The organism is Paraglaciecola mesophila, assembly GCF_009906955.1.
Lineage (GTDB): Bacteria > Pseudomonadota > Gammaproteobacteria > Enterobacterales > Alteromonadaceae > Paraglaciecola > Paraglaciecola mesophila_A.
In genome coordinates, this window is the sequence record NZ_CP047656.1 from 333,490 (window position 1) to 354,311 (window position 20,822).

Sequence of the window (20,822 nt, forward strand, 5' to 3'; positions counted from 1 at the left end):
GATTTTATGCAGTTACACGCGTGGGAAAATGCGATGGGTAGGCAAACGAAAACGCTAAATCGACGCTGCTAGTTCAGCACCTTGGCGAATAGCGCGCTTGGCATCAAGCTCTGCTGCTACATCTGCACCACCAATAATGTGCACGGGCACTTTAAGGTCGAGTAAACTGGTGTGTAATTCGCGCAGGGGCTCTTGTCCTGCACAAACGATGACATTATCAACCTCAAGCGTTTTAGGCACGCCATTGATGTTAATGTGTAGCCCATTGTCATCGACTTTTACGTACTCTACTGAGTTGATCATCTGCACGTTATGCTGGGCGAGAGACGCTCTGTGTACCCAACCTGAAGTTTTGCCTAATCCCGCACCAACTTTGCTTGATTTGCGTTGGAGTAAATACACCTCACGGCCACTGTGGGCAATATGTGGCTGAGTGAGGCCGCCAGCAAGGGAAACACTTTTATCAATCCCCCAGTTGGCCAACCACTTATCAATATCGGTTGCTAGATGCTCTTGCTCCACTAGGTATTCTGCCACATCAAAACCGATACCACCGGCACCAATGACGGCGACTTTATTGCCGACAGCCTTATGATCCCTAAGTACATCAATGTAACTGAGAACTTTAGGGTGATTGCTACCTGGGATGGATAATTGACGAGGTTCAATACCAGTAGCCATAACAATTTCATCAAATTTATATTCTTGTAAGGCATTGGCATTGACCTTTATATTTAAGTGCAGATTAACACCGGTTTTTTCTATCATACGGGCGTAGTAACGCAGGGTTTCGTAGAATTCTTCTTTACCCGGGATCTGTTTTGCATAGTTAAATTGCCCGCCAATTTCACTGGCTTGCTCAAATAAATGTACTTGATGCCCGCGCTCTGCGGCATAGATTGCAAAGGCTAAGCCAGCAGGGCCTGCGCCGACTACGGCCACTTTTTTCGGTACTGCCACCGTTTTAAAAATTAACTCAGTTTCATAGCAAGCCTGTGGGTTTACAAGGCAACTCGCACGTTTTTGTGCGAAGGCATGGTCAAGGCAGGCTTGATTGCATGCGATGCAAGTATTGATGAGTTGTGATTCGTTACGCATGGCTTTGGCGACAAATTGAGAGTCGGCTAAAAAGGGGCGTGCCATCGACACCATGTCTGCATGACCTTGGGCCAATACGGACTCGGCTACTTCGGGAGTGTTAATGCGATTTGTGGTAATGAGAGGGAGCGCCACTTCCGCTTTCATTCTTTTCGTTATCCAGGTAAAGGCTGCTCTGGGCACAGATGTGACTATGGTAGGAACACGTGCTTCGTGCCAACCGATGCCGGTATTAATAAGAGTCGCGCCAGCCTGTTCAATAGCTTTGGCCAGATAGACCACTTCGTCCCAAGAGGCGCCGCCCTCAACCAAGTCGAGCATAGATAAACGGTAAATCAAGATGAAATCGCGACCGACTTTTTGCCGGGTTTGGTTGACTATTTCAACCGCTAACCGGGCGCGGTTTTCGAGGCTGCCACCCCATTCGTCGTCTCTGTGGTTGGTTCGCTCACAAAAGAACTGGTTTATCAGATACCCTTCAGAGCCCATAATTTCAACGCCGTCATAACCCGCTTCTTGAGCATAGCTGGCACAGGCGACGTAATCCGCGATGGTGCGTTTAACGCCCCGAGATGATAACGCTTTTGGTTTAAAAGGCGCTATAGGGGCCTTCGAGGCTGACGCAGACACGTTAAACGGGTGATAGCCGTAACGCCCAGAATGCAAAATCTGCATGCATATTTTACCGCCTTCTTTGTGTACTGCATCTGTGATCACGCGATGTTTCTTAGCGTGGCGAGAACTGCTCATGCGCCCAGCAAAGGGTGCGACCCAACCAGCAATGTTAGGGCTGATGCCACCCGTTACGATTAAACCCACACCGCCTCTGGCACGCTCTGCATAAAATGCGGCGAGTTTATCAAAGCCGCCTTTCTCTTCTTCTAAGCCCAAGTGCATTGAGCCCATGAGGGTACGGTTTTTTAAGGTAGCAAAACCCAAATCCAGAGGGCGCAATAAGTGTGGAAATGCAGAGTCACTGGGTGAGTTTGTTTGCGTGCTTTGATCTGGCGTGCTTTCAGCTGATGTGTTTTGAGTTTTTCGCTCTTGGGCGTCGGTTTCTTCGGTATTAAACGATTCAGATAGGGCTTTAGATGTTGGCATGGTCTCGACCTATATAATTTATGATCATTATTATTCTATTATCAAGGGTAAGACGCTTAAGCCCTAGGTGCAATACACCTATTGGCTAGGGCAAAAGGGTATTGTCACTTGGATACGGTAATGTTGCCGCGGACGACCGCCAGCGCCGCTATTCTCGCGTTCGTAATTTTCGCTCAGGAAACGGTTTGAGCCCGAGGGGGCAGTATATTTATTGGATGATGCATGAACCGAAAGACAAAGCAGTATGCTTAAGCAGCTCCACAAGGCGAGCCGTGGCGCCTAATATAGCTCGATAGGTCGACGCGCTGAGTATGTTAGATACATGTCACTGGCAATGGCTAGCCAATAGCTAAAAGCTAAAAACATAAAATAGAAAGCGCAATTACAGATTTTTTGTTACAGGCTCAACCTCATTCCATTCCTGTGTTGTAGACGCCTTACCTCAATTGACTGTCTTTACTACCACGGCGATTAATAGATGATGTAACACTTGCATATTTCTCTATTTCTGTTTGGCAATTGATACACAGTTGAACACCTGGCAACGCGACCCGCCTCCGCTCAGGAATAGGTTCGCCGCACTCTTCACAAAATTGAGCGCTCTCACCTTTGAGCATTTGGCTTTTTGCTCGCGCCACAGCTTCATCAACGCTTGCGTCAATTTGATCTTGTACTGCACCATCTTTCGCCCAACCTCCGGCCATATTGCCTCCTTCTTGCTAATGATGAGTAAGAATACTTACTGCACTGCTAATGTATGAGTCACTACGTGGCTAAAATCGATTTAAGTATGTCAGACTAAGGTTAAAGCAAGGAAAGTACCGTATTGCAATTAGCCGCTGAGTTACCGTCGCATATGGCATTTCATCATAAACTTAGATTTGAGCTCCCCCGATACATATTTTTTGGCTGTATCACTTACCTGAAGGATTGCATATTTTTCACAGCAGTTTTCTATTACAGATTCACTGTAGGGAGAAGCACTTACACCACGCCTCACTCCGGTTCTCCATGTCATGACGATGCCTCGAGTGTGCTATGTTTTTAATTATTGATCTGAAGTGTGACAAAGCTTTTCAATCAGGAACCTTTTAATTGAATATGGTCTTTGTATCTACAAAATAATAAAACTGTACATTAACGCCTATGCATTTTGACCCTATTTTACCCGCCGTGGTGGGCACAACCTTAATCGGCTTGTTGCTCTCTTTACTGTTTAGACAGTTCAAACTACCTCTTGTGCTCGCTTATATTCTGACCGGGCTTATTGTTGGCCCTCAGTGTTTAAGTCTGATTAATGACATTGATGTGATTGAGACAATGGGCTCGTTAGGTGTGATATTGCTGTTGTTTTTCATCGGAATGGAGGTCAGCCCAGATAAATTGCGCCGCAGTTGGCGTGTCTCTATCACCAGTACTGGATTGCAAATAATATTGTGTGTGGCGTGCGTTTACCTTGTTGGTAGCCTGCTTGATTGGTCACTTCAGCGAATCGTGTTGCTCGGGTTTGTGCTGAGCTTAAGTAGCACGGCTGTGGTGCTCAAGTTAATGCAAGACAATAACGAGCTGCACAGTGAACAAGGCCAGCATGTTCTAGGTATCTTACTGGTGCAAGATTTAGCGGTGATCCCTATGGTGATTGTGATTGGCATAATGGATGAGACAGGTGTTCAATCCGACGTGATTGCTATGCAAGTGGGTGCGGGCATTGGAGTGTTGATATTAGTGCGCTGGTTACTGAATCAAGAATATGTTGAGTTTCGTTGGCTGAATAAGCTCAAAGTGAACCACGAGTTACAGGTTTTCGGGGCGTTACTGTGTTGTTTTGGCTTGGCGTTAGTATCTGGCTTAATGCACCTGTCGACGGCATTAGGGGCATTTGTTGGCGGCATGCTGGTGGCAAAGATGAAAGATTCACTGTGGATCAGAAGCAGTTTAGAGGCCTTTCATGTGGTGTTTATTGCGCTGTTTTTCATGTCTATAGGTATGTTGTTAAACGTGCACTTTATTGTTCAAAACAGTACGCTATTGGCATCATTACTGTTCTTAGTATTGGTGGGGAATACGTTAATTGCCACTGTGACTCTGCGTTTGCTAAAAATCAGTTGGGCAAAGAGTCTTTATGCCGCGGCTATGTTGGCTCAAGTGGGCGAGTTTAGTTTTATTCTGGCTACACTCGGTCGCCAATCTAAGCTTATAAGTGACTATGGTTATCATGTGACGGTTGCGGTGATTGCATTGAGTTTGTTCGCGAGCCCCTTTTGGGTGGCACTAGCACGCAAAGTTTTACCAGCACCTTGTGTTCCTATTGCAGAAGACGATAATAAATAGTCGCATGTCTATCGACTTCAAATAAAAAAGAATGCAAAATTTTACGTGCATGTGAGTCATATGAAAGGATAAACTAATGCTGTAAGGGCTAGGCTGGGTGCATTAATACCCGCCAGTACCGTGTTTTTCGTTGATAGTCTGTCATTGTTTTTTTGCATTAAACGAGTATGTGTATTTCATGAGCCATAAATTTACATCCTACCTTTTGATTGTGTTGCTGCTTGCAGTACAGTCGTTTGGCGTAAATGGAATGGCATGTGTTGCGATGGAAATGCAGGCGAGTCAGCAAAATACAAATACAACTATGAGCACAAGTTCAGGCATAAGCACAATGTCGCATGCCAATATGCCTATGGGGGATGTGACGAAAGCGCAATCTGCGCAGTATGAAGCGAACAAGCCCTGTGCGATGCAACTGAACGATGTTTCCAATTTTAACGCAGCGAATTCACATGCATCGATGGATAACGACGACAAAGACAGTGAAATGAACATGGAATGCTGTGATAAAGACAGCGTTGAGTCGTGCCATTGTCCCGAAGCCGCTTGTAGTGCGGCAGTCGTCATCGCCTATCAAGGGGTGATACTGAGTTTGCCCTCAGAGGATAAAATCATCAGTGTTTTATTTTCTACGCCTGACCCGTTCCAATCAAAAGCGAAACGCCCTCCCATATTCGGTTAGCACATTCTAATTGGGTTTATTTTGCCCAATTATTGTTTTAATCGAGAAAGTGAGGCGGATCATTCACGTTATTCATCACGCTTTCTCTTCGAAATAAAGCCAGTGTTGCAAGTCTGACTGTTTATAGACTGTCCTGATGATATTCAGGTTGTTAACGCTGAAAAATGTTTGCCGAGATACATCATGAAATTGACTATGTTATTGCCCCCTTTACGTTACAACGTATTGAGGAAGGTCAAAAACACATTTATAACGGCAGTTTGTTTGCTGTCAGCAACTTTATTTAGTGCACCACACAGTAGGGGAATGACGCTTATTGACGCGATCTCCCGCGCTCAGCAACAAGATCCTTGGCTATCTGGTAGCCAGCAAAAAGAACGGGCTTTGCAAGCTCGGGGCGTGGCGGGGGATACACTTGATAACCCAGAGCTTTCTTTTGGTTTACTGAACCTGCCCAGTGATGGTTTTGCCTTAGATCAAGAACCTATGACCCAGTTTAAAGTGGGGATAAAACAGACCTTTACCCGTGGTGATAGTCGCAGCATCACTCGCCAACGCTTTAACCAATTGGCCGCGGCCCAGCCACTTATGCGTGATGACAGGCGTAAGCAGATTACCCAGACCATTACCTTATTGTGGTTAGATTTATATTACGCCAAGCAAAGTATTGCCCTAGCTACCCAGCAAAGTGACGTATTGCAGCAACTGATTGATATTGCCCAGCGAAACTATGCCTCGGTGTATGCGAATGGCAGTGGCCAGATTACCCAGAATGATGTGCTAAATGCACAGTTAGATAAGGCAACGTTAGGAGATCGCATTGCAGAACTTAACGTCAGCAAGCGCACTATTGAAGCAAAATTATGCCAGTGGTTAGTCAATGAGCGTTCGTCACATGCAGGTTTATCAAACCAGTACGCGTCAGTTAATGCCTCTGATTCTTTCTCAGAGACGCTCCCCCAGGATTTTACATTTGGTAAGCATGAACTTGAATTTGATAACTGTGAGTTAGCCAGTGATGCCGCGGGTGAGCAGCCAGAAATAGCTTCTTTACCTGACTTTATCATCCTTGATACGCAACACATGACTGCACAGTCAAATACCGCTGATAAGCAAGGGCCCCTGGGGCGACGTAATGCAATGTTAGCGTTACTCGTTGAGCACCCGCGTATCCAAGCGCTTAAGCAGAACATCACAGCCAGTGACAGTGACGTAAAGTTGGCCAAAACCCAATACGACCCGAAGTGGGCTGTTAACGCGAGTTATGCTCAACGACAAGACGACGCGCAAAATAGTAGTCGCGCAGATTTTTGGTCATTGGGGGTGAGTGTGGATTTACCGTTGTTTTCTGATCAAAAACAAGACAGCCTTGTGGCTGCTGCCCATCATCAAAAAGAGGCTCTTAGAACAGATTATCGCCTACTTATTCGACAAATGATGGCTCAGCTTGATGTGTTATCTGCTCAGTTCGTGGAATATGCAAAACGTATACGCCATTACGAACAGATTATTTTGCCGAATGTTGTTGAGCAAAAAGAGGTGAGTACTGCCAATTTGAGTCATGACTACGGTAGTTTACACGCTGCTGTAGAGGTGTCTATTACTGAACTGGATGCAAAGCTGGCGTTACTCAAACTGCGTATTGAACAACAAAAAATTCACGCGAAAATCAACTATTTTTTACCCCATCAAGATGTACGTTTATTGTCTGCAGATGATGCTTCTCCGGTCGCGCAGCAATCACATAAACAGTCTGCTTCCGACAACTCACCCTCATCAGTAAACCCGTCGTCTGCAATATTATCAGGAGTACGCCCATGAAAACTCATTTGCGAATAGCGATCGCCTTACTTATTGGTGGTGTGATAGGAGCGGCTATAAGCACGCTGCTTTTTTCATCGCGCGGCATGAACGAGCATAAACAAGTAGACAATCAGACAGCGAAGGGGACTAAGGGGAGTAGCCAGCAACGGGAGCCCTTGTATTGGGTTGCCCCGATGGATCCAAATTTTCGTAGAGACAAACCGGGCAAGTCACCAATGGGGATGGATCTTATCCCATTTTATGGCAACCAAAGGGGGGCTGATGAAAGCATGTCTGCGCAAGCGGGGTCAGTAAAAATCTCTCCTGATGTGGTGAATAATTTGGGGGTACGCACAGCGCAGGCGAAAATGACCACCTTAAACAATACCATTGAGACGGTGGGTTACATCAAATACAACGAAGACACCATAGTGCACATGCACCCGCGAGTTGAAGGCTGGGTCGATGCGTTATACGTGAGCACAGCAGGAGAGACCGTTAGTAAAGGGCAAAAAATGTATGGTATTTACTCCCCCCAATTGGTCAGTGCTCAAGAAGAGTATTTACTGGCCAAAAAGGGGAAAAGTCGCGTCATTATTGACGCAGCACGGCAAAGGTTGTTAGCGCTGCATATGCCGCAAGAGGCTATGCAGCAGTTGGATAGCGACGGAAAAGTACTGCAAAGTGTGACCTTCTACGCCCCTCAATCTGGGGTATTAGAACATTTAAAAATTCGCCATGGATTTTATGTCAAGCCGGGAGACACGCTACTGTCGATTGCGAGCCTTGACGAGGTATGGGTAGAGGCTGAAGTGTTCGAGCAACAGGCTTCACTGTTAGAGGAAGGACTTGCTGTTAACATGGACGTGGCATACCTGCCTGATAGGCAGTGGCAAGGCAAGCTAGATTACATTTACCCTTCCCTTGATATATCTACTCGTGCCCTGCGAGTCCGGTTACGTTTTGATAACCCTGAACGATTACTCAAACCCAATATGTACTCAAATATTACGATCCAAGGTAAGCCCAGTGCCGCGACGCTAACGGTACCTCGTGAAGCTGTCATCCGTACAGGTAATCAAGACCGAGTGGTGCTGGCCTTAGGTGAGGGATATTTTAAGTCTGTTGCGGTCACGTTAGGCAAAATGTCCCGTGAGGCAATTGAAATTACCAGTGGGATTGAAATGGGTGATGAAGTGGTCACCTCGGCTCAGTTTTTAATTGATTCACAAAGCAGTATTTCATCTGATTTTGTGCGTATGGATCACGACAACGGATCTGCCAGCACCCGCCAAAATAATAACAGTATGCAGGCTCACATGAAAATGAGCATGGACATGGAAAGCAAAAGCCAAAGCAAAAAACAAAACGTTAAAACGGCACCAGAGCAGGCACAGGTTCGAGGCACAGTAAACTCGATTAATATTGAACAACGCAGTGCAAATATTAGCCGCGGTCCTATCGAAAAATGGGGGCGAGGTCCTGCAACTATGGTATTTAGCTTTGCTGAACATATTGATGAGCATGTGCTTCATCAGCTAAATGCAAATAGTCGAATAGAATTCACCTTTGAAATTAGCGACGGCGATTTTGTGATTGTAGCCTTATCCATTATTGATGAGGGCGCGTCATGATCCTGCATATCATTCGTTGGTCCGTCAATAATAGATTATTAGTTTTGCTATTAACCGCTATGGTTGTAGCCCTGGGCTTGTTTAGTATTAAGCAAACGCCTGTGGATGCCATACCGGATCTGTCGGACGTTCAGGTTATTATTAAAACCAGTTACCCTGGGCAAACGCCGCAAGTGGTGGAAGATCAGGTTACGTACCCATTGACCAGTGCAATGTTATCGGTGCCTGGGGCAACCACGGTTCGTGGCTTTTCGTTTTTCGGCGATTCCTACGTTTACGTTATATTTGATGATGATACTGACCCTTATTGGGCACGTACCCGAGTGCTAGAGTATTTATCTCAGGTGAGCCCAAGCTTGCCTTCTCAAGCAAAACCTCAGTTGGGGCCCGATGCTACAGGAGTAGGTTGGGTGTATATCTACGCCCTGAAGGATGAAAGTGGAAAGCATGATTTAAGCGAGCTGCGCTCATTGCAAGATTGGTACTTAAAGTTTGAATTACAAACTGTACCGGGTATCTCTGAGGTAGCCGCAATCGGTGGCATGGTCAAGCAATATCAAGTAGTGGTAGACCCAAATAAGCTACGCGCCTATAACATTCCACTCAGTTTGATTCAAACCGCAATTCAAGCAGGTAATCAAGAAGTAGGCGCTTCAGTGGTTGAAATGGCCGAAGCGGAATATTTGGTCTCCACCAATGGCTATTTGCAAAGTATCGAAGATTTAGCACGTATTCCACTTGGGTTTAATGACAATGGTATACCTGTGTTACTGCGCGACATTGCAGATATTCAGTTAGGGCCGCAGATGCGCCGTGGCATTGCCGAATTGAACGGCGAAGGGGAAGTGGTTGGGGGCATTGCGGTCATGCGTTTTGGTGATAATGCGCAAAAAACCATAGACGCTTTTAAACAGAAACTTGAGGCACTGAAACAGGGGCTACCAGAAGGGGTAGAAGTGGTACCGGTTTATGACCGCTCTGAACTTATTACCAGCGCGGTGGATCATTTGTGGTCAAAGTTAATTGAAGAGCTGCTAATTGTCGGCTTGGTATGCGCCATATTTTTATTTCACGTGCGCTCATCTTTGGTCGCCATTGTCAGTTTGCCACTAGGTATTTTAGTCGCATTTATCATCATGTACTGGCAAGGCATTAACGCAAATATTATGTCTCTCGGAGGGATTGCTATCGCAATTGGGGCAATGACTGACGGTGCTATTGTCATGATAGAAAACATGCATAAGCATATGCAGGACACCGAACTGACAGACGATAACCGCTGGGATATCGTCATTCAGTCGGCGTCAGAAGTTGGGCCTGCATTGTTTTTCAGTTTGTTGATTATCACGGTCAGTTTTTTACCTGTTTTTATGCTTCAAGCGCAAGAAGGGCGCATGTTTGCGCCGCTGGCGTTTACGAAAACCTATGCTATGGCTGCATCAGCGGGCTTGGCTATAAGCGTGGTGCCTGTGCTAATGGGATACGCGATCCGCGGTAAGGTGATCAGTGAGCATAAAAATCCAGTTAATAAAGGGCTTATTGCTCTTTATATGCCAGCCCTTAAAACCGTTTTACGTTACCCAAAAAGTACAGTACTTGTCGCATTGATGGTTACTGTTGTTGGTTTTTATCCTCTTAATGACATAGGCAGTGAGTTTATGCCACCCCTTGATGAAGGGGATTTAATGTATATGCCAACCACTTATGCGGGGATATCTGTGGGCAAAGCGAGGGAAGTTCTTCAGCAAACCGATAAGCTCATACGTAGTGTACCAGAGGTGAAAAATGTGTTCGGCAAGATTGGTAGAGCAGACACAGCTACTGATCCTGCGCCTTTGACCATGATTGAGACATTTATTCAATTTAAACCTCAAGACGAGTGGCGTCCGGGCATGACTAAAGCAGATATACGAAACGCACTGGAGCAGGCGGTCAATTTCCCTGGGGTGACAAACGCATGGGTGATGCCGATAAAAACGCGTATTGATATGCTCGCTACAGGAATTAAAACCCCTGTTGGTATCAAAGTGGCGGGTGAGGATTTAGCGGTTATTCAAAAACTAGGGCAAGACATTGAACGTATCTTATCGCCAATGCAAGGCTCTGCTTCTGTGTATGCAGAGCGTGCGGTTGGTGGGCGCTATATTAAGGTAGATATCGACCGAGAAGCCGCTGCCCGCTTTGGCTTAAGTATTAATACTATTGGGCAAGTGGTTTCGATGGCAATCGGCGGGGTTAATGTAGGGGAGTCCGTTGAAGGGTTAGCTCGTTACCCGATTAACGTGCGTTACCCTGAGGCCTATCGCGACTCGCCTGAGCAAATCCGTTTATTACCGATTGTTACCGCAAGTGGTCAGCATATTACCTTGGCAGACGTGGCCCGTGTGTATATCGATGATGGACCTGCGGCAATCAAAAGCGAAAATGCGCGGCTAAACGGTTGGATATTCATTGATATTGAAGATATCGATGTTAGCCATTATGTAGAAAACGGACAGGCTTTACTCAAAGATAATCTCGAATTGCCACCAGGCTACAGCGTCACTTGGGCGGGGCAATATGAGTATATCGAGCGAGCAAAAGATAAACTGAATTATGTTATTCCGTTAACTCTTGCCATTATCGTTTTGCTTTTGTACCTGAACTTTAAGCGCTTTGCAGAAGTGGCTATCATTCTGGGGACTTTACCTTTGGCGATGATTGGTGGCGTATGGCTGGTATATTTAGCGGACTTTAATCTATCGGTTGCAGTTGGGGTTGGTTTTATCGCTTTGGCGGGCGTCGCTGTTGAAATTGGCGTTATCATGCTGGTGTATTTAAATCAGGCCTATCAAGGGCTAACCGATAGAGCGCAAAAAGAGCGGGAGCGTATTAGCATAGAAGCGCTGCGCGAAAGTGTGATGCAAGGCGCAGGGCTCAGAGTACGCCCTGTGATGATGACGGTGGCCACGGTCATTATTGGATTGTTGCCCGTGATGTACGGCAGCGGCACGGGTTCAGAGGTTATGAGCAGAATTGCCGCCCCTATGGTCGGGGGAATGGCAAGCGCGCTAATATTGAGTTTATTGGTCGTGCCTGCAGTGTATTTCTTGTGGCGACAGCACAGCTTAAAAAATCAGTAATGTGTTGTATTACCGTTCACTCGCGCGCCTTAAGGCTGTTTTTTGCTTAAGGCGCTCTTATACCAATTGGTCTTATCGCGGCTCAATGGATTAAGCCGCTTGATGATGTGACTGCTTGACGTATTGGTCTACTTGATAAAGATATTGGCTAATTTCCGTGTCTTTTAACCAGGCTATGTTAAAGGCATTCTTTACCATAGTGATGATATCTTGTGCGCTAAAATGTCCTTCTTTTTGCAGTGCGATAAAATTGTCATTTAGGTAAGCACGAAAATAGGCAGGGTCATCGGAGTTTATGGTGACTAATAATTCGTGCTCAAGCATCTGACGAATTTCGTTTGAGGTTAATGACTGTACGACGAACCGATTAGATACTGGGCAAACCGTTAAACCAAGTTGTTTTTGTTTGATAGAGGCCAATAAAGCTGAGTCTTGTAAGGCATTTACCCCGTGGTCGATGCGATCCACTTGAATATCATCTACACACTGCTTGATATGCTCTAAGGTATTTTGTTGGTTGACGTCGCAGTGCATTGTTAGTTTTAAGTCCAGCGCGCGAGCGTATTCAAACACCTGAGCAAATTTAGATGGTGGGTTGTCTTGCTCGTTAGAGTCTAGTCCTACACCGACTAGCCACGGCAAATAGGGCATGGCGAGCTTGAGATGCTCCATTGCTGACTCTGCGCTGAGCTCGCGCAAGAAACACATGATGAGCTGGCTACGTATACCGAGCTTTTGCTCTGCATCAAGTTGCGCCTTATGAATACCGGTAATGATGGTTTCAAAGCTAACTCCCCGGCATGTATGCGCTTGGGGATCAAAGAAAAGCTCCACATATACGATATTTTCGCTAGCTGCTTTGGCTAAATAATCCCAAGTGAGTTGATAAAAATCTTCTTCATGCTGCAGTACGTTCATGCCTGCGTAGTATATTTTTAAAAAAGAAGGTAAGTCATGAAAGTCATAAGCGGCAACAAGTTGCTCTGGGGTGTCATACTCTAATGGAATATTGTTCTTAGTGGCTAAAGCGAAACTTAACTCAGGCTCAAGGGTGCCTTCAAGGTGAACATGCAGTTCAGCTTTAGGCATATTGCAAATGAACTGCTGCATATCGAATGGTTGAGTTTGCATTGGACTGATCCTTTTTATGATACTGAGTAAATAGCAAATTAATTATGTGCTAACGTTTACAGCAAAGTTCATGCCCGAGAAAAATTCTGCTATAGGCTTCACTAATTAGACTTTTACAAGGTGTAGAGATGATCGATAAGTGAAAACTGCACCAGTTTTGCCCTGAACTGAGGTAAATGTACAAAACTGGTGCAACATGCATAGCGTGGATGGTTCAAGATGAAATTGCACTTAATCCAGTGCGAATACGTCACTATGATTTGACGCTAGGTAACCATTTTTGCAGCTTGGCTTGGTCAGTGACGGTTAAATACACTGTGTCTTGTATGGCCGCTTCTACTGACATGAGTAATTGTTTTAAGCGCTGATGGCGTAATACATCGAGTGTTACCTGTGTACTGGGTGAAAATTGATGGTAGATACTTAATAAATTGCCAGTGGTGACTTGCCAGCCATCCAAGGCGATTAACTGATCGCCAACTTGCAGACCGGCCCCATATGCAGGGCTGTTTTCAGTTACTTGGGTAATGATTACGCCAGTATCTGCGGCTTTAAACGCTGCGCCAAATTGATTTTTTGCGACACGCGGAGCCGGTTTTCCACCCAAATCGCTGCCATCGATGCGTGGGCGCTTGTGCAAGGTGACCCCAAACTCATTTAATAAGGCCGCCACGGGTAATTCCTTGGTGGTATACAATGCATCTTGTAAAAACGAGGCTAAGGGTAGCGCCATGTCGTCAAGTACGATGCGATGAATAATATCGTCTGGGGTACCTTGGTCTTTCTTGCCGTGGTGTTGCCAGAGATAGCGCATAACGTCATCCAAACTTTTTGTATGCTGGGTGTTCATGCGTATGTGTAAATCTAAGCACAAAGCAATCACAGCCCCCTTAACGTAGTAACTAACAATATTGTTGATCGCGCTGGCGTCTTGTTGGTAAAACTTGGTCCATGCATCAAAACTCGAATCTGTCACTGTTTGTTTGAAGCGACCCGCGTTACGCTCTAATCGCGTAAGGGTTTGCCCCAAGACTTCTAAATAGCTCTCATGGCCTGTGACATAGCTGCGCGTTAAGCTGATGTCGTCGTAATAACTGGTGAAACCCTCGTAGATCCACAACTGGGGTGTATAGGTTTCTTGGCTCAGTTCGCTGGCTTGCAATACTGCCGGTCTAGTGCGCTTCACATGCCATGTATGTAAAAATTCATGGCTACATAGGCTCAAAAATGTGCGATAGCCATCAGGCATATGGTCAGCTTGCGCCAAACTGGGTAAATCATCGCGACTGTACAATAACGCAGTGGATGATATGTGCTCTAAGCCGCCGAAATCTTTGCCGGTTAGCATGGTGATAAATAAATAGCGATCCACGGGAGGGGTGTCATCGAACAGAGCAAAGTGATGTGCGCATAGTTTGCGTAAATCTTCAGCCATGCGCTTTGTATCACTGCGATGCCCACCGGCTAAAATCAGTTCAAATTGGCAGGTATGCTGCGCATCTACGCCTTCTGTTTGCTTGACAGGTGTCACCACGTCGAAGGGGATAGCGTCATAATTGCCGAGTAAAATGGGGTGGTCGATTAACTCGTTATAATTTTTTGCCTGATATTCACCGAACTCGTGGTGCTTTGTGGTGTTCGCTAGGGGGAGGGTCGTGGCAACACGCCATTTATCGCATGGCGCAAGTTGCGGCTTAACCAATGTGACCAAGGAAGGGACATCTCGATGGTTTTTCAGCGCCAAGAACACACTGGTTCCATTGAAAAAAGCAAAGTCATCGAAGACATAAGCACTGCGCACAGATAAGTCGTGCGCATAAACGCGATAACACACTTCAATTGGCCCCGTATTGGCGGCAAGCTTCCAGGTTTGCTTATCGAGTTTGCGTATTTCAACGGCATTGCCGTCTTTGTGCTTTGCGCTTACTTCTACCAGGTTTTTTGCAAAGTCGCGGATCATGTAACTACCAGGGATCCAGGCTGGTAAGCTTAGTTCGTGGCCCTCGTTTGAGGGGAGGTTAATGTGCAAGCTTACGTCAATCAAATGACCAGCTAGAGATGAGACATTAACAGTGTAGTGGATATCAAAAGAGTCATGTGACATGAACTAAAACCTTTAAAAACAGAGAGATGAATAGCATACATTTCAGTCGTTTGGATTCGACTATTGGATAAATCTTAACGAAATTACTTTATATTCTGGCCAATTTTACGTTAAATGAAGTAAGTACACCTAATTTTGTTTTCTTCATACACAGGATGCTGACTTTTGCCAAATAACAGCGGCTTATCAGGGGATGAATTGTTTAAATTGCGATCGATGCGTTCGGGGATGATCGTTGACTTACAAATTCATTCACCCACGTTAAAGAGACGGGTTAAAACCGAATTTGTTGGAATGGATGGAAATCGTAGTTTGATTTTTCGTTTTCCCGATGAAAATAAATGGGCGGGGTTAGGCGGTGCCATTTATATGAACAATACCATGATAGTGCGCTGCATACTGGAAGACGAAACCGGTGAAATTGTGGCATTTAAAGTCAAAATCATCATAGTGATCACGAAACCGTCAAAGCTGATTTTTACCTCATTGCCAGAAAGCTTACAAAGCCATGGTTTGCGAACAGAGCAGCGCGCCCAAACGCGGATTGCCGCCTTGTTGATAGACAGCCAAGAGCGTAGCCATATAGTGCCCTGTTTAGTGCGTGATATCTCTAATCAAGGTTGCATGATCAGCATAGGCCGAGATGCCAAAGGTGTAAGACCAATTGTTGATCAAGAGCTTGAATTGCTCATCCCTAATTCTGAAGGGGACGATATTAGTCTGTCAGGGCATGTACGCAATAAAAAAGAAGACGATAGTCGTCACTATTTTGGTATTAAGTTTTGTGATGATGAAAATGATGTGGCTAAACTGCTGTCGCAACTACTGATCAATATTGATTAAGCTAAAGGACAATAGACTGGTTTTGTGGTTTTAGGTATTCTCAATGTTATTATGTTAACTAAATGTAAAATAAGAGCGAGATAATCAATGCGCCAAATTGAAATACTGTTAAATGAGTACGGGCATAGCCATACCAATAAATTCAATATCTTGATCCACGCGGTGGCGGTGCCTGCCATTTATTTTGTAACTTTAGGGTTAGTGTGGTCTATTCCTCGTCCAGAGGTGTTAGTGCATTTTGATGTCACTTGGGCGCATATCGCAGTGATCCCAATGTTGATTTACTATTTTCGTCTGTCAGGGCCAATCGGCGCTGCAATGACGCTGCTCAGTGTGGTGTCCTTGTACGGCATAATGCTCATCGAACGTTCTATGTATGAAGTATGGGTGGTGTGCTTAGCGTTGTTTGTGGTGATGTGGATTCTGCAATTTGTCGGTCACAAAGTAGAAGGTAAAAGCCCGTCATTTTTAAAAGACGTGCAGTTTTTGCTCGTGGGGCCTGCATGGTGGTGGGTGCACTGGCTTAAACGTATGAACATTCCTTATTGATTGCTTCTCCCCGTTTATTGATGCGGTTCAACGTAATATGCGATAAACGGGGAAGGGCGCACGCCCAAGCGTCAACATTAAGTTTACCTTTCCCGTATAATGCTTATTTCATTGAATTTTAATGGTATTTCGAAAATGAAGTGGCAGGCTTTATTTGAAACTCGCGAACGTCTTTTTTGGACGTTACACACCCTTGGTTGGGGCGGTTTCGCAGTAATTTATTACATAGGCTCTTTTTTACATGACATGCGCAGCGTTTGGCTGTTTGTGATCATCTTGAATGCTTATGCGGGTTGGCTGTTAACCATACCATTGCGCTACATTTTTGCCCGGGCGATGAAACTCAGTCCGTTGAAAATGCTAATGGTGGTGTTAGCCAGTGTATATATCATTGCATTGATGTGGGCGTTGGTGAAAAACGTTAACTACTGGGAGATATATAAAAAGGGCTATCGCCCAGAAGAATGGTATATGTATTTCACTAACACGGTTAACTCATTGATCATGATCGGTTGTTGGACAGGCCTCTATTTTGGTATTAAGAACTACCAAATGTTACTCAAAGAGAAACAAAATAGCCTTCGAGCCTCTACTATGGCGCACCAAGCGCACATAAAAATGTTGCGCTATCAGCTTAATCCACATTTTTTATTTAATACCTTGAACGCTATCTCAACGCTTATTTTAATGAAAGAAAATAAGACCGCAGAGTCTATGGTCAGTCGTTTAAGTGACTTTTTGCGTTATTCGCTGGATAAAGATCCGATTAAAAAAGTCCCCCTTCGACAAGAAATAGAAGCGTTAACCCTCTATTTGGCCATTGAAAAAGTGCGTTTCGAAGATCGCCTCACCGTTATATGGGATGTACAGCAAACTGCGAACGAGGCACTGGTACCGAGCTTGATTCTACAACCGCTTATTGAGAACTCCATTAAATATGCTATCTCGAAGCTCGAGGATGGCGGATGCATTGCGATTTCGGCTAAAGTGTTCGGGCGAGATCTCATGCTTGAAGTCACGGATAATGGCCCAGGAGCTGATATTCAAGACGGTCAAATGTATCGTGAAAATGGTGTAGGCTTACAAAATATTCAAGAGCGATTAGGGTCGCTATACAAAGATGATTTTTCATTTAGTATTTCAAACAGTCAACCTTCTGGTATAAAAGTGTGTATTCGTATTCCATTTGAGACATAAGAAGCCGTGCATGAAAATTAACACTCTAATAGTTGACGATGAGCCGTTAGCAAGAAAAGGCCTTGCGATGCGCCTATCTGACTTCTCAGAAATCAACCTTGTTGCTCAATGTAAAAATGGGTTGGAAGCGGTCGCGCTTATCCCTCAGTTACGTCCGGATTTAATATTTTTGGACATTCAAATGCCGGGTTTAAATGGTTTTCAGGTCATTAATAAGTTGCGTGAATTAAACCAACCTGTGCCGATGGTGATCTTTGTTACCGCATACGATACCTATGCTATTAAGGCATTTGACGCTCACGCATTAGATTATGTACTTAAGCCTGTTGACGAAGAGCGCCTGCGTGTTGCTGTTGATAAAGTCATCAATCATGTGTCTTTACACAGCGAGTCTGATCATAAGCAAACCTTAGCTAAGATTGTTGCTGATTTTACCGGTGACGATTGTGAAGACATCTTACGCCGGTTAGCCAGCGGTGAAGTATTAAATACGACTCAATACGGTGATGTATTAGCTATTAAAGACGGGACGGAAGTCACACGCGTCTCTTTGGCCGATGTACAGTGGATTGATGCGGCAGGCGATTACATGTGTGTACACGCGCTGGAACAAACCCACATTATGCGCCGTACTATGAAAGAGCTAGAAGAAGAACTCGACCCTCGTGTCTTTGTGAGAGTGCACCGGTCCGCCATAGTGAATATCAAATATGTGCAAAAATTGGTCAGTCATGTGAGTGGCGAGTACCATCTTATTTTATCTAATGGCACCGAATTAAAGGTGAGTCGCAGCCATAGAGATAATGTTAAGAGTATGATTAATAATTGGTAATAGATTGGTCGACAGTTAAGGAAAATGTATAACGACTTTGATGACGTCAGTGTTTATATTCAATGAAAGGTGTTGGTGTTACGCACACATCTGTAAACATTTAGACGATCGCAATACCCTTAGTCACTCATTCAAGCTCGTCTGGCGTCATCATTTGTACTTTGCTTCGGTTATATGGTTGATATATTTATGAAAAAATTGATTTTGTTATTATTTACCCTCAATTTTCTGCTTACTGGGTGTAGTTCAAAGTTTGCCTATAACAATATTGATTGGTTGATGTATTGGTATATTGACGACTACGTGGAGTTAGATAACAGTCAAAAGTCATTGCTTGATGGTCATGTTGAGAAATGGATGCACTGGCATCGTCAAGACGAATTAAGTGAATATAAATCCCAGCTCACAACATTGTATAAACAGATTTCATCTGGACCCGTTAGCCAAGCACAATGGTTAGCGCATTTTGCGCTCGGCAAGGAGCACTGGGTGCGTTTTAGAGATCATGTTAGCCCTGAATTAGCAAGCCTTGCCCCACATTTGACGGATAAACAAGTCATTGACTTATTTGCTGAGTTAAATGAACTAAATGAAGAACGAATTGAAAAGCGCAAAGAGCGCACGTTGGAAGAGCGTTTAGAAAAAAATATTGAAGATACCCAAGATAACGCCAAGGAATTTATTGGTAAGCTAAGCCCAGCGCAAAAAACGATAATCGTCACGTATGCGGACGAGTTTAAAAGCAGTTTCGATCTATGGATGGCCTATCGTCAGCGAATTCAAAAAAACGCTTTTGAGATGCTACTCAATGAGCGCCATGAACTTGATTTCCCTCAGCGGTTCTTAGATTTACTATCACATCCTGAGCGTTACCAAGACGATGAACTTGTGACGATATCACAACACAATAATCAGGTTTACGCGGCCATGTTAGCTGAACTTGGGCAATCCCTTAGTGCTAAACAAAAGAAAAAAGCCTTAAATGAACTGCAAAACCTTATTGATGACATAACAGATCTGCAAGAAGACTAGATTCAAAAGCCGCTAGATGTTCACTGTATAGGAAATCGCGTGAGGATAGGCAGTTCGTTACTTGTAGCCTTTAGTAACAGCCAAAGTGAGCTCCCTGTTATAAGCCGATTTCGATCAAGATTTTACATCACTTTTTAAAAGGTCTCTTCTTTTGGCAACCATGCACCAGCATTGACCAATTCACTCATTAGCTGCACCCAAAAATGATTTACCGAAAGTGGCGTGGCATCATCGATTGCCGCTTGGTACTGCCATGAAGGCATGCTCAGTAATTCACGTACCTTAGGGACATATTTAGCGGGTGCGAAAAACGCTTGGCCTTCAATAAAGAACTCTAGAGAACGTTCAGGGTTATTTTTGGTGAGATATACAGGGCGTATCCCGGGTTGGCGCTCAAATATTGTGTGTTCATCGAACAAGGCGAGTATTTCGCTTAACGTGTAGTCAGGGTTATGCTGATCATCATAACCTTGATTCAGCTGAGTATGACTAAAATGAGACGTTAACCAGCGTTCAAAGTGAGCTGAGTCAATTGTCTCGTGAAGCATCTTTCTAAAACTGCTTATTTCTGGTTGTGCTAATTCACTTGGATCGCGTCTTGGTGTTAGTCCTCGGTCTTGATACCGAGTTTTAAACAAACCTAAATCAATACTGTAGTCTGCAAAAGAAGAAAGTAAGTCTTGTTGTGATGGCGCTCGAAAGCCTACCGAATAATTCATGCAATCTTCTAAGGCTACACCATTGTGAGGACAGCCAGCAGGGATGTATATCATATCACCGGGCAGCAAGATTTCATCTACGATAGGATCAAATTGCGTAATTTGGCTGAGATCTGGGTGAGGATAAAACGTAGGATATTCGCCTTTTTCACCTGCTTGCCAACGGCGGCTGCCTTTTCCTTGAATAATGAACACATCGTATTGGTCAAGGTGAGGCCCAACACCCGCACCTTCATTGGAAAAACTAACCATTAAGTCATCTAGACGCCAGTAGGGAATAAAGTTAAACATGCGAATAAGCTGGTCTGCTTCATCTACATGTTGATCGACACTTTGTACTAATAGGCTCCAATGCCCTTTACATGCTTGTTCGAAGTTTGCAATTGGACCGTGCTCAACCTGCCAGTTAGTTTTTTCAAGCGATACGACACGTGAATCTATACGAGGGTCTTGTGCCAACCCTGCGAGGTCATGTTCGTCAAGGGGGTCTACAAATTTCTTGAAGGTACGTCTGAATACGGCGGGACTTTTTTGCCAGTGATAATCTAAAAATATTTCTGGGTCAAAATTGTCAAATACATACATGGTTACTGCAGCCCTTGTGCTGGTTGTAATTTCGCTTTTTGAAGCGTAAAAATGAGCAG

Annotated in this window: 15 protein-coding genes; 10 read left to right on the top strand and 5 right to left on the bottom strand. The window is 44.7% G+C overall.

Going from position 1 to position 20,822, the window contains the following annotated elements; genetic code table 11:
• Positions 1 to 54 precede the first annotated feature (54 nt).
• Positions 55 to 2,199: an NADPH-dependent 2,4-dienoyl-CoA reductase gene (locus tag FX988_RS01380; RefSeq protein ID WP_160177998.1), complete on the bottom strand. Its 2,145-nt coding sequence runs from the start codon at positions 2,197 to 2,199 to the stop codon at positions 55 to 57.
• Positions 2,200 to 2,636: 437 nt separating this feature from the next.
• Positions 2,637 to 2,903 (bottom strand): DksA/TraR family C4-type zinc finger protein, encoded by a 267-nt coding sequence (locus FX988_RS01385; protein WP_160177999.1) that lies wholly within the window; start codon positions 2,901 to 2,903, stop codon positions 2,637 to 2,639.
• A gap of 442 nt (positions 2,904 to 3,345) precedes the next feature.
• Between FX988_RS01385 and FX988_RS01390 the strand changes: the two genes are divergently transcribed.
• From FX988_RS01390 to FX988_RS01410, 5 genes are all read left to right on the top strand, one after another.
• A complete protein-coding gene (locus tag FX988_RS01390) occupies positions 3,346 to 4,530 on the top strand; it encodes a cation:proton antiporter (RefSeq protein WP_160178000.1) in 1,185 nt (394 codons plus the stop codon).
• A gap of 178 nt (positions 4,531 to 4,708) precedes the next feature.
• Complete coding sequence (locus FX988_RS01395) at positions 4,709 to 5,212, top strand: hypothetical protein (RefSeq protein ID WP_160178001.1); 504 nt, start codon at positions 4,709 to 4,711, stop codon at positions 5,210 to 5,212.
• A 306-nt stretch (positions 5,213 to 5,518) separates the two neighbouring features.
• Entirely contained in the window at positions 5,519 to 7,033 is a 1,515-nt protein-coding gene (locus tag FX988_RS01400; RefSeq protein WP_160178002.1) for a TolC family protein, read from the top strand.
• Positions 7,030 to 8,649, top strand: a complete 1,620-nt coding sequence (locus tag FX988_RS01405) for an efflux RND transporter periplasmic adaptor subunit (protein WP_160178003.1) — start codon at positions 7,030 to 7,032, stop codon at positions 8,647 to 8,649. Before FX988_RS01400 ends, FX988_RS01405 begins: the two co-directional genes overlap by 4 nt.
• On the top strand, positions 8,646 to 11,771 hold the full coding sequence (locus tag FX988_RS01410; protein WP_160178004.1) for an efflux RND transporter permease subunit: 3,126 nt from the start codon (positions 8,646 to 8,648) through the stop codon (positions 11,769 to 11,771). Before FX988_RS01405 ends, FX988_RS01410 begins: the two co-directional genes overlap by 4 nt.
• 90 nt (positions 11,772 to 11,861) lie before the next feature.
• Here FX988_RS01410 and add read toward each other — a convergent pair whose 3' ends face one another.
• Together add and FX988_RS01420 are read right to left on the bottom strand one after the other, a co-directional pair.
• The gene (gene add, locus FX988_RS01415) at positions 11,862 to 12,902 is read right to left on the bottom strand and encodes an adenosine deaminase (protein ID WP_160178005.1); all 1,041 of its coding nucleotides are present in this window, start codon (positions 12,900 to 12,902) and stop codon (positions 11,862 to 11,864) included.
• Between the two features lie 253 nt (positions 12,903 to 13,155).
• On the bottom strand, positions 13,156 to 15,006 hold the full coding sequence (locus FX988_RS01420) for a M61 family metallopeptidase (protein ID WP_160178006.1): 1,851 nt from the start codon (positions 15,004 to 15,006) through the stop codon (positions 13,156 to 13,158).
• 228 nt (positions 15,007 to 15,234) lie between these two features.
• Here FX988_RS01420 and FX988_RS01425 point away from each other — a divergent pair, with 228 nt between their 5' ends.
• From FX988_RS01425 to FX988_RS01445, 5 genes are all read left to right on the top strand, one after another.
• Positions 15,235 to 15,849, top strand: coding sequence for a PilZ domain-containing protein (locus tag FX988_RS01425; protein WP_160182055.1), 615 nt, complete (start codon positions 15,235 to 15,237; stop codon positions 15,847 to 15,849).
• A gap of 87 nt (positions 15,850 to 15,936) precedes the next feature.
• A complete protein-coding gene (locus FX988_RS01430) occupies positions 15,937 to 16,398 on the top strand; it encodes a DUF962 domain-containing protein (RefSeq protein ID WP_160178007.1) in 462 nt (153 codons plus the stop codon).
• Between the two features lie 135 nt (positions 16,399 to 16,533).
• Entirely contained in the window at positions 16,534 to 17,595 is a 1,062-nt protein-coding gene (locus FX988_RS01435) for a sensor histidine kinase (protein WP_201751620.1), read from the top strand.
• Between the two features lie 10 nt (positions 17,596 to 17,605).
• A complete protein-coding gene (locus FX988_RS01440; protein WP_160178009.1) occupies positions 17,606 to 18,427 on the top strand; it encodes a LytR/AlgR family response regulator transcription factor in 822 nt (273 codons plus the stop codon).
• Positions 18,428 to 18,616: 189 nt separating this feature from the next.
• On the top strand, positions 18,617 to 19,459 hold the full coding sequence (locus FX988_RS01445) for a DUF6279 family lipoprotein (protein WP_160178010.1): 843 nt from the start codon (positions 18,617 to 18,619) through the stop codon (positions 19,457 to 19,459).
• A gap of 134 nt (positions 19,460 to 19,593) precedes the next feature.
• On the opposite strand, the gene FX988_RS01450 is transcribed toward FX988_RS01445, so the two are convergent.
• Positions 19,594 to 20,763 carry a cupin domain-containing protein gene (locus FX988_RS01450; RefSeq protein ID WP_160178011.1) on the bottom strand — a complete coding sequence of 390 codons (1,170 nt, stop codon included), beginning with the start codon at positions 20,761 to 20,763 and terminating at the stop codon, positions 19,594 to 19,596.
• Between the last annotated feature and the right edge of the window lie 59 nt (positions 20,764 to 20,822).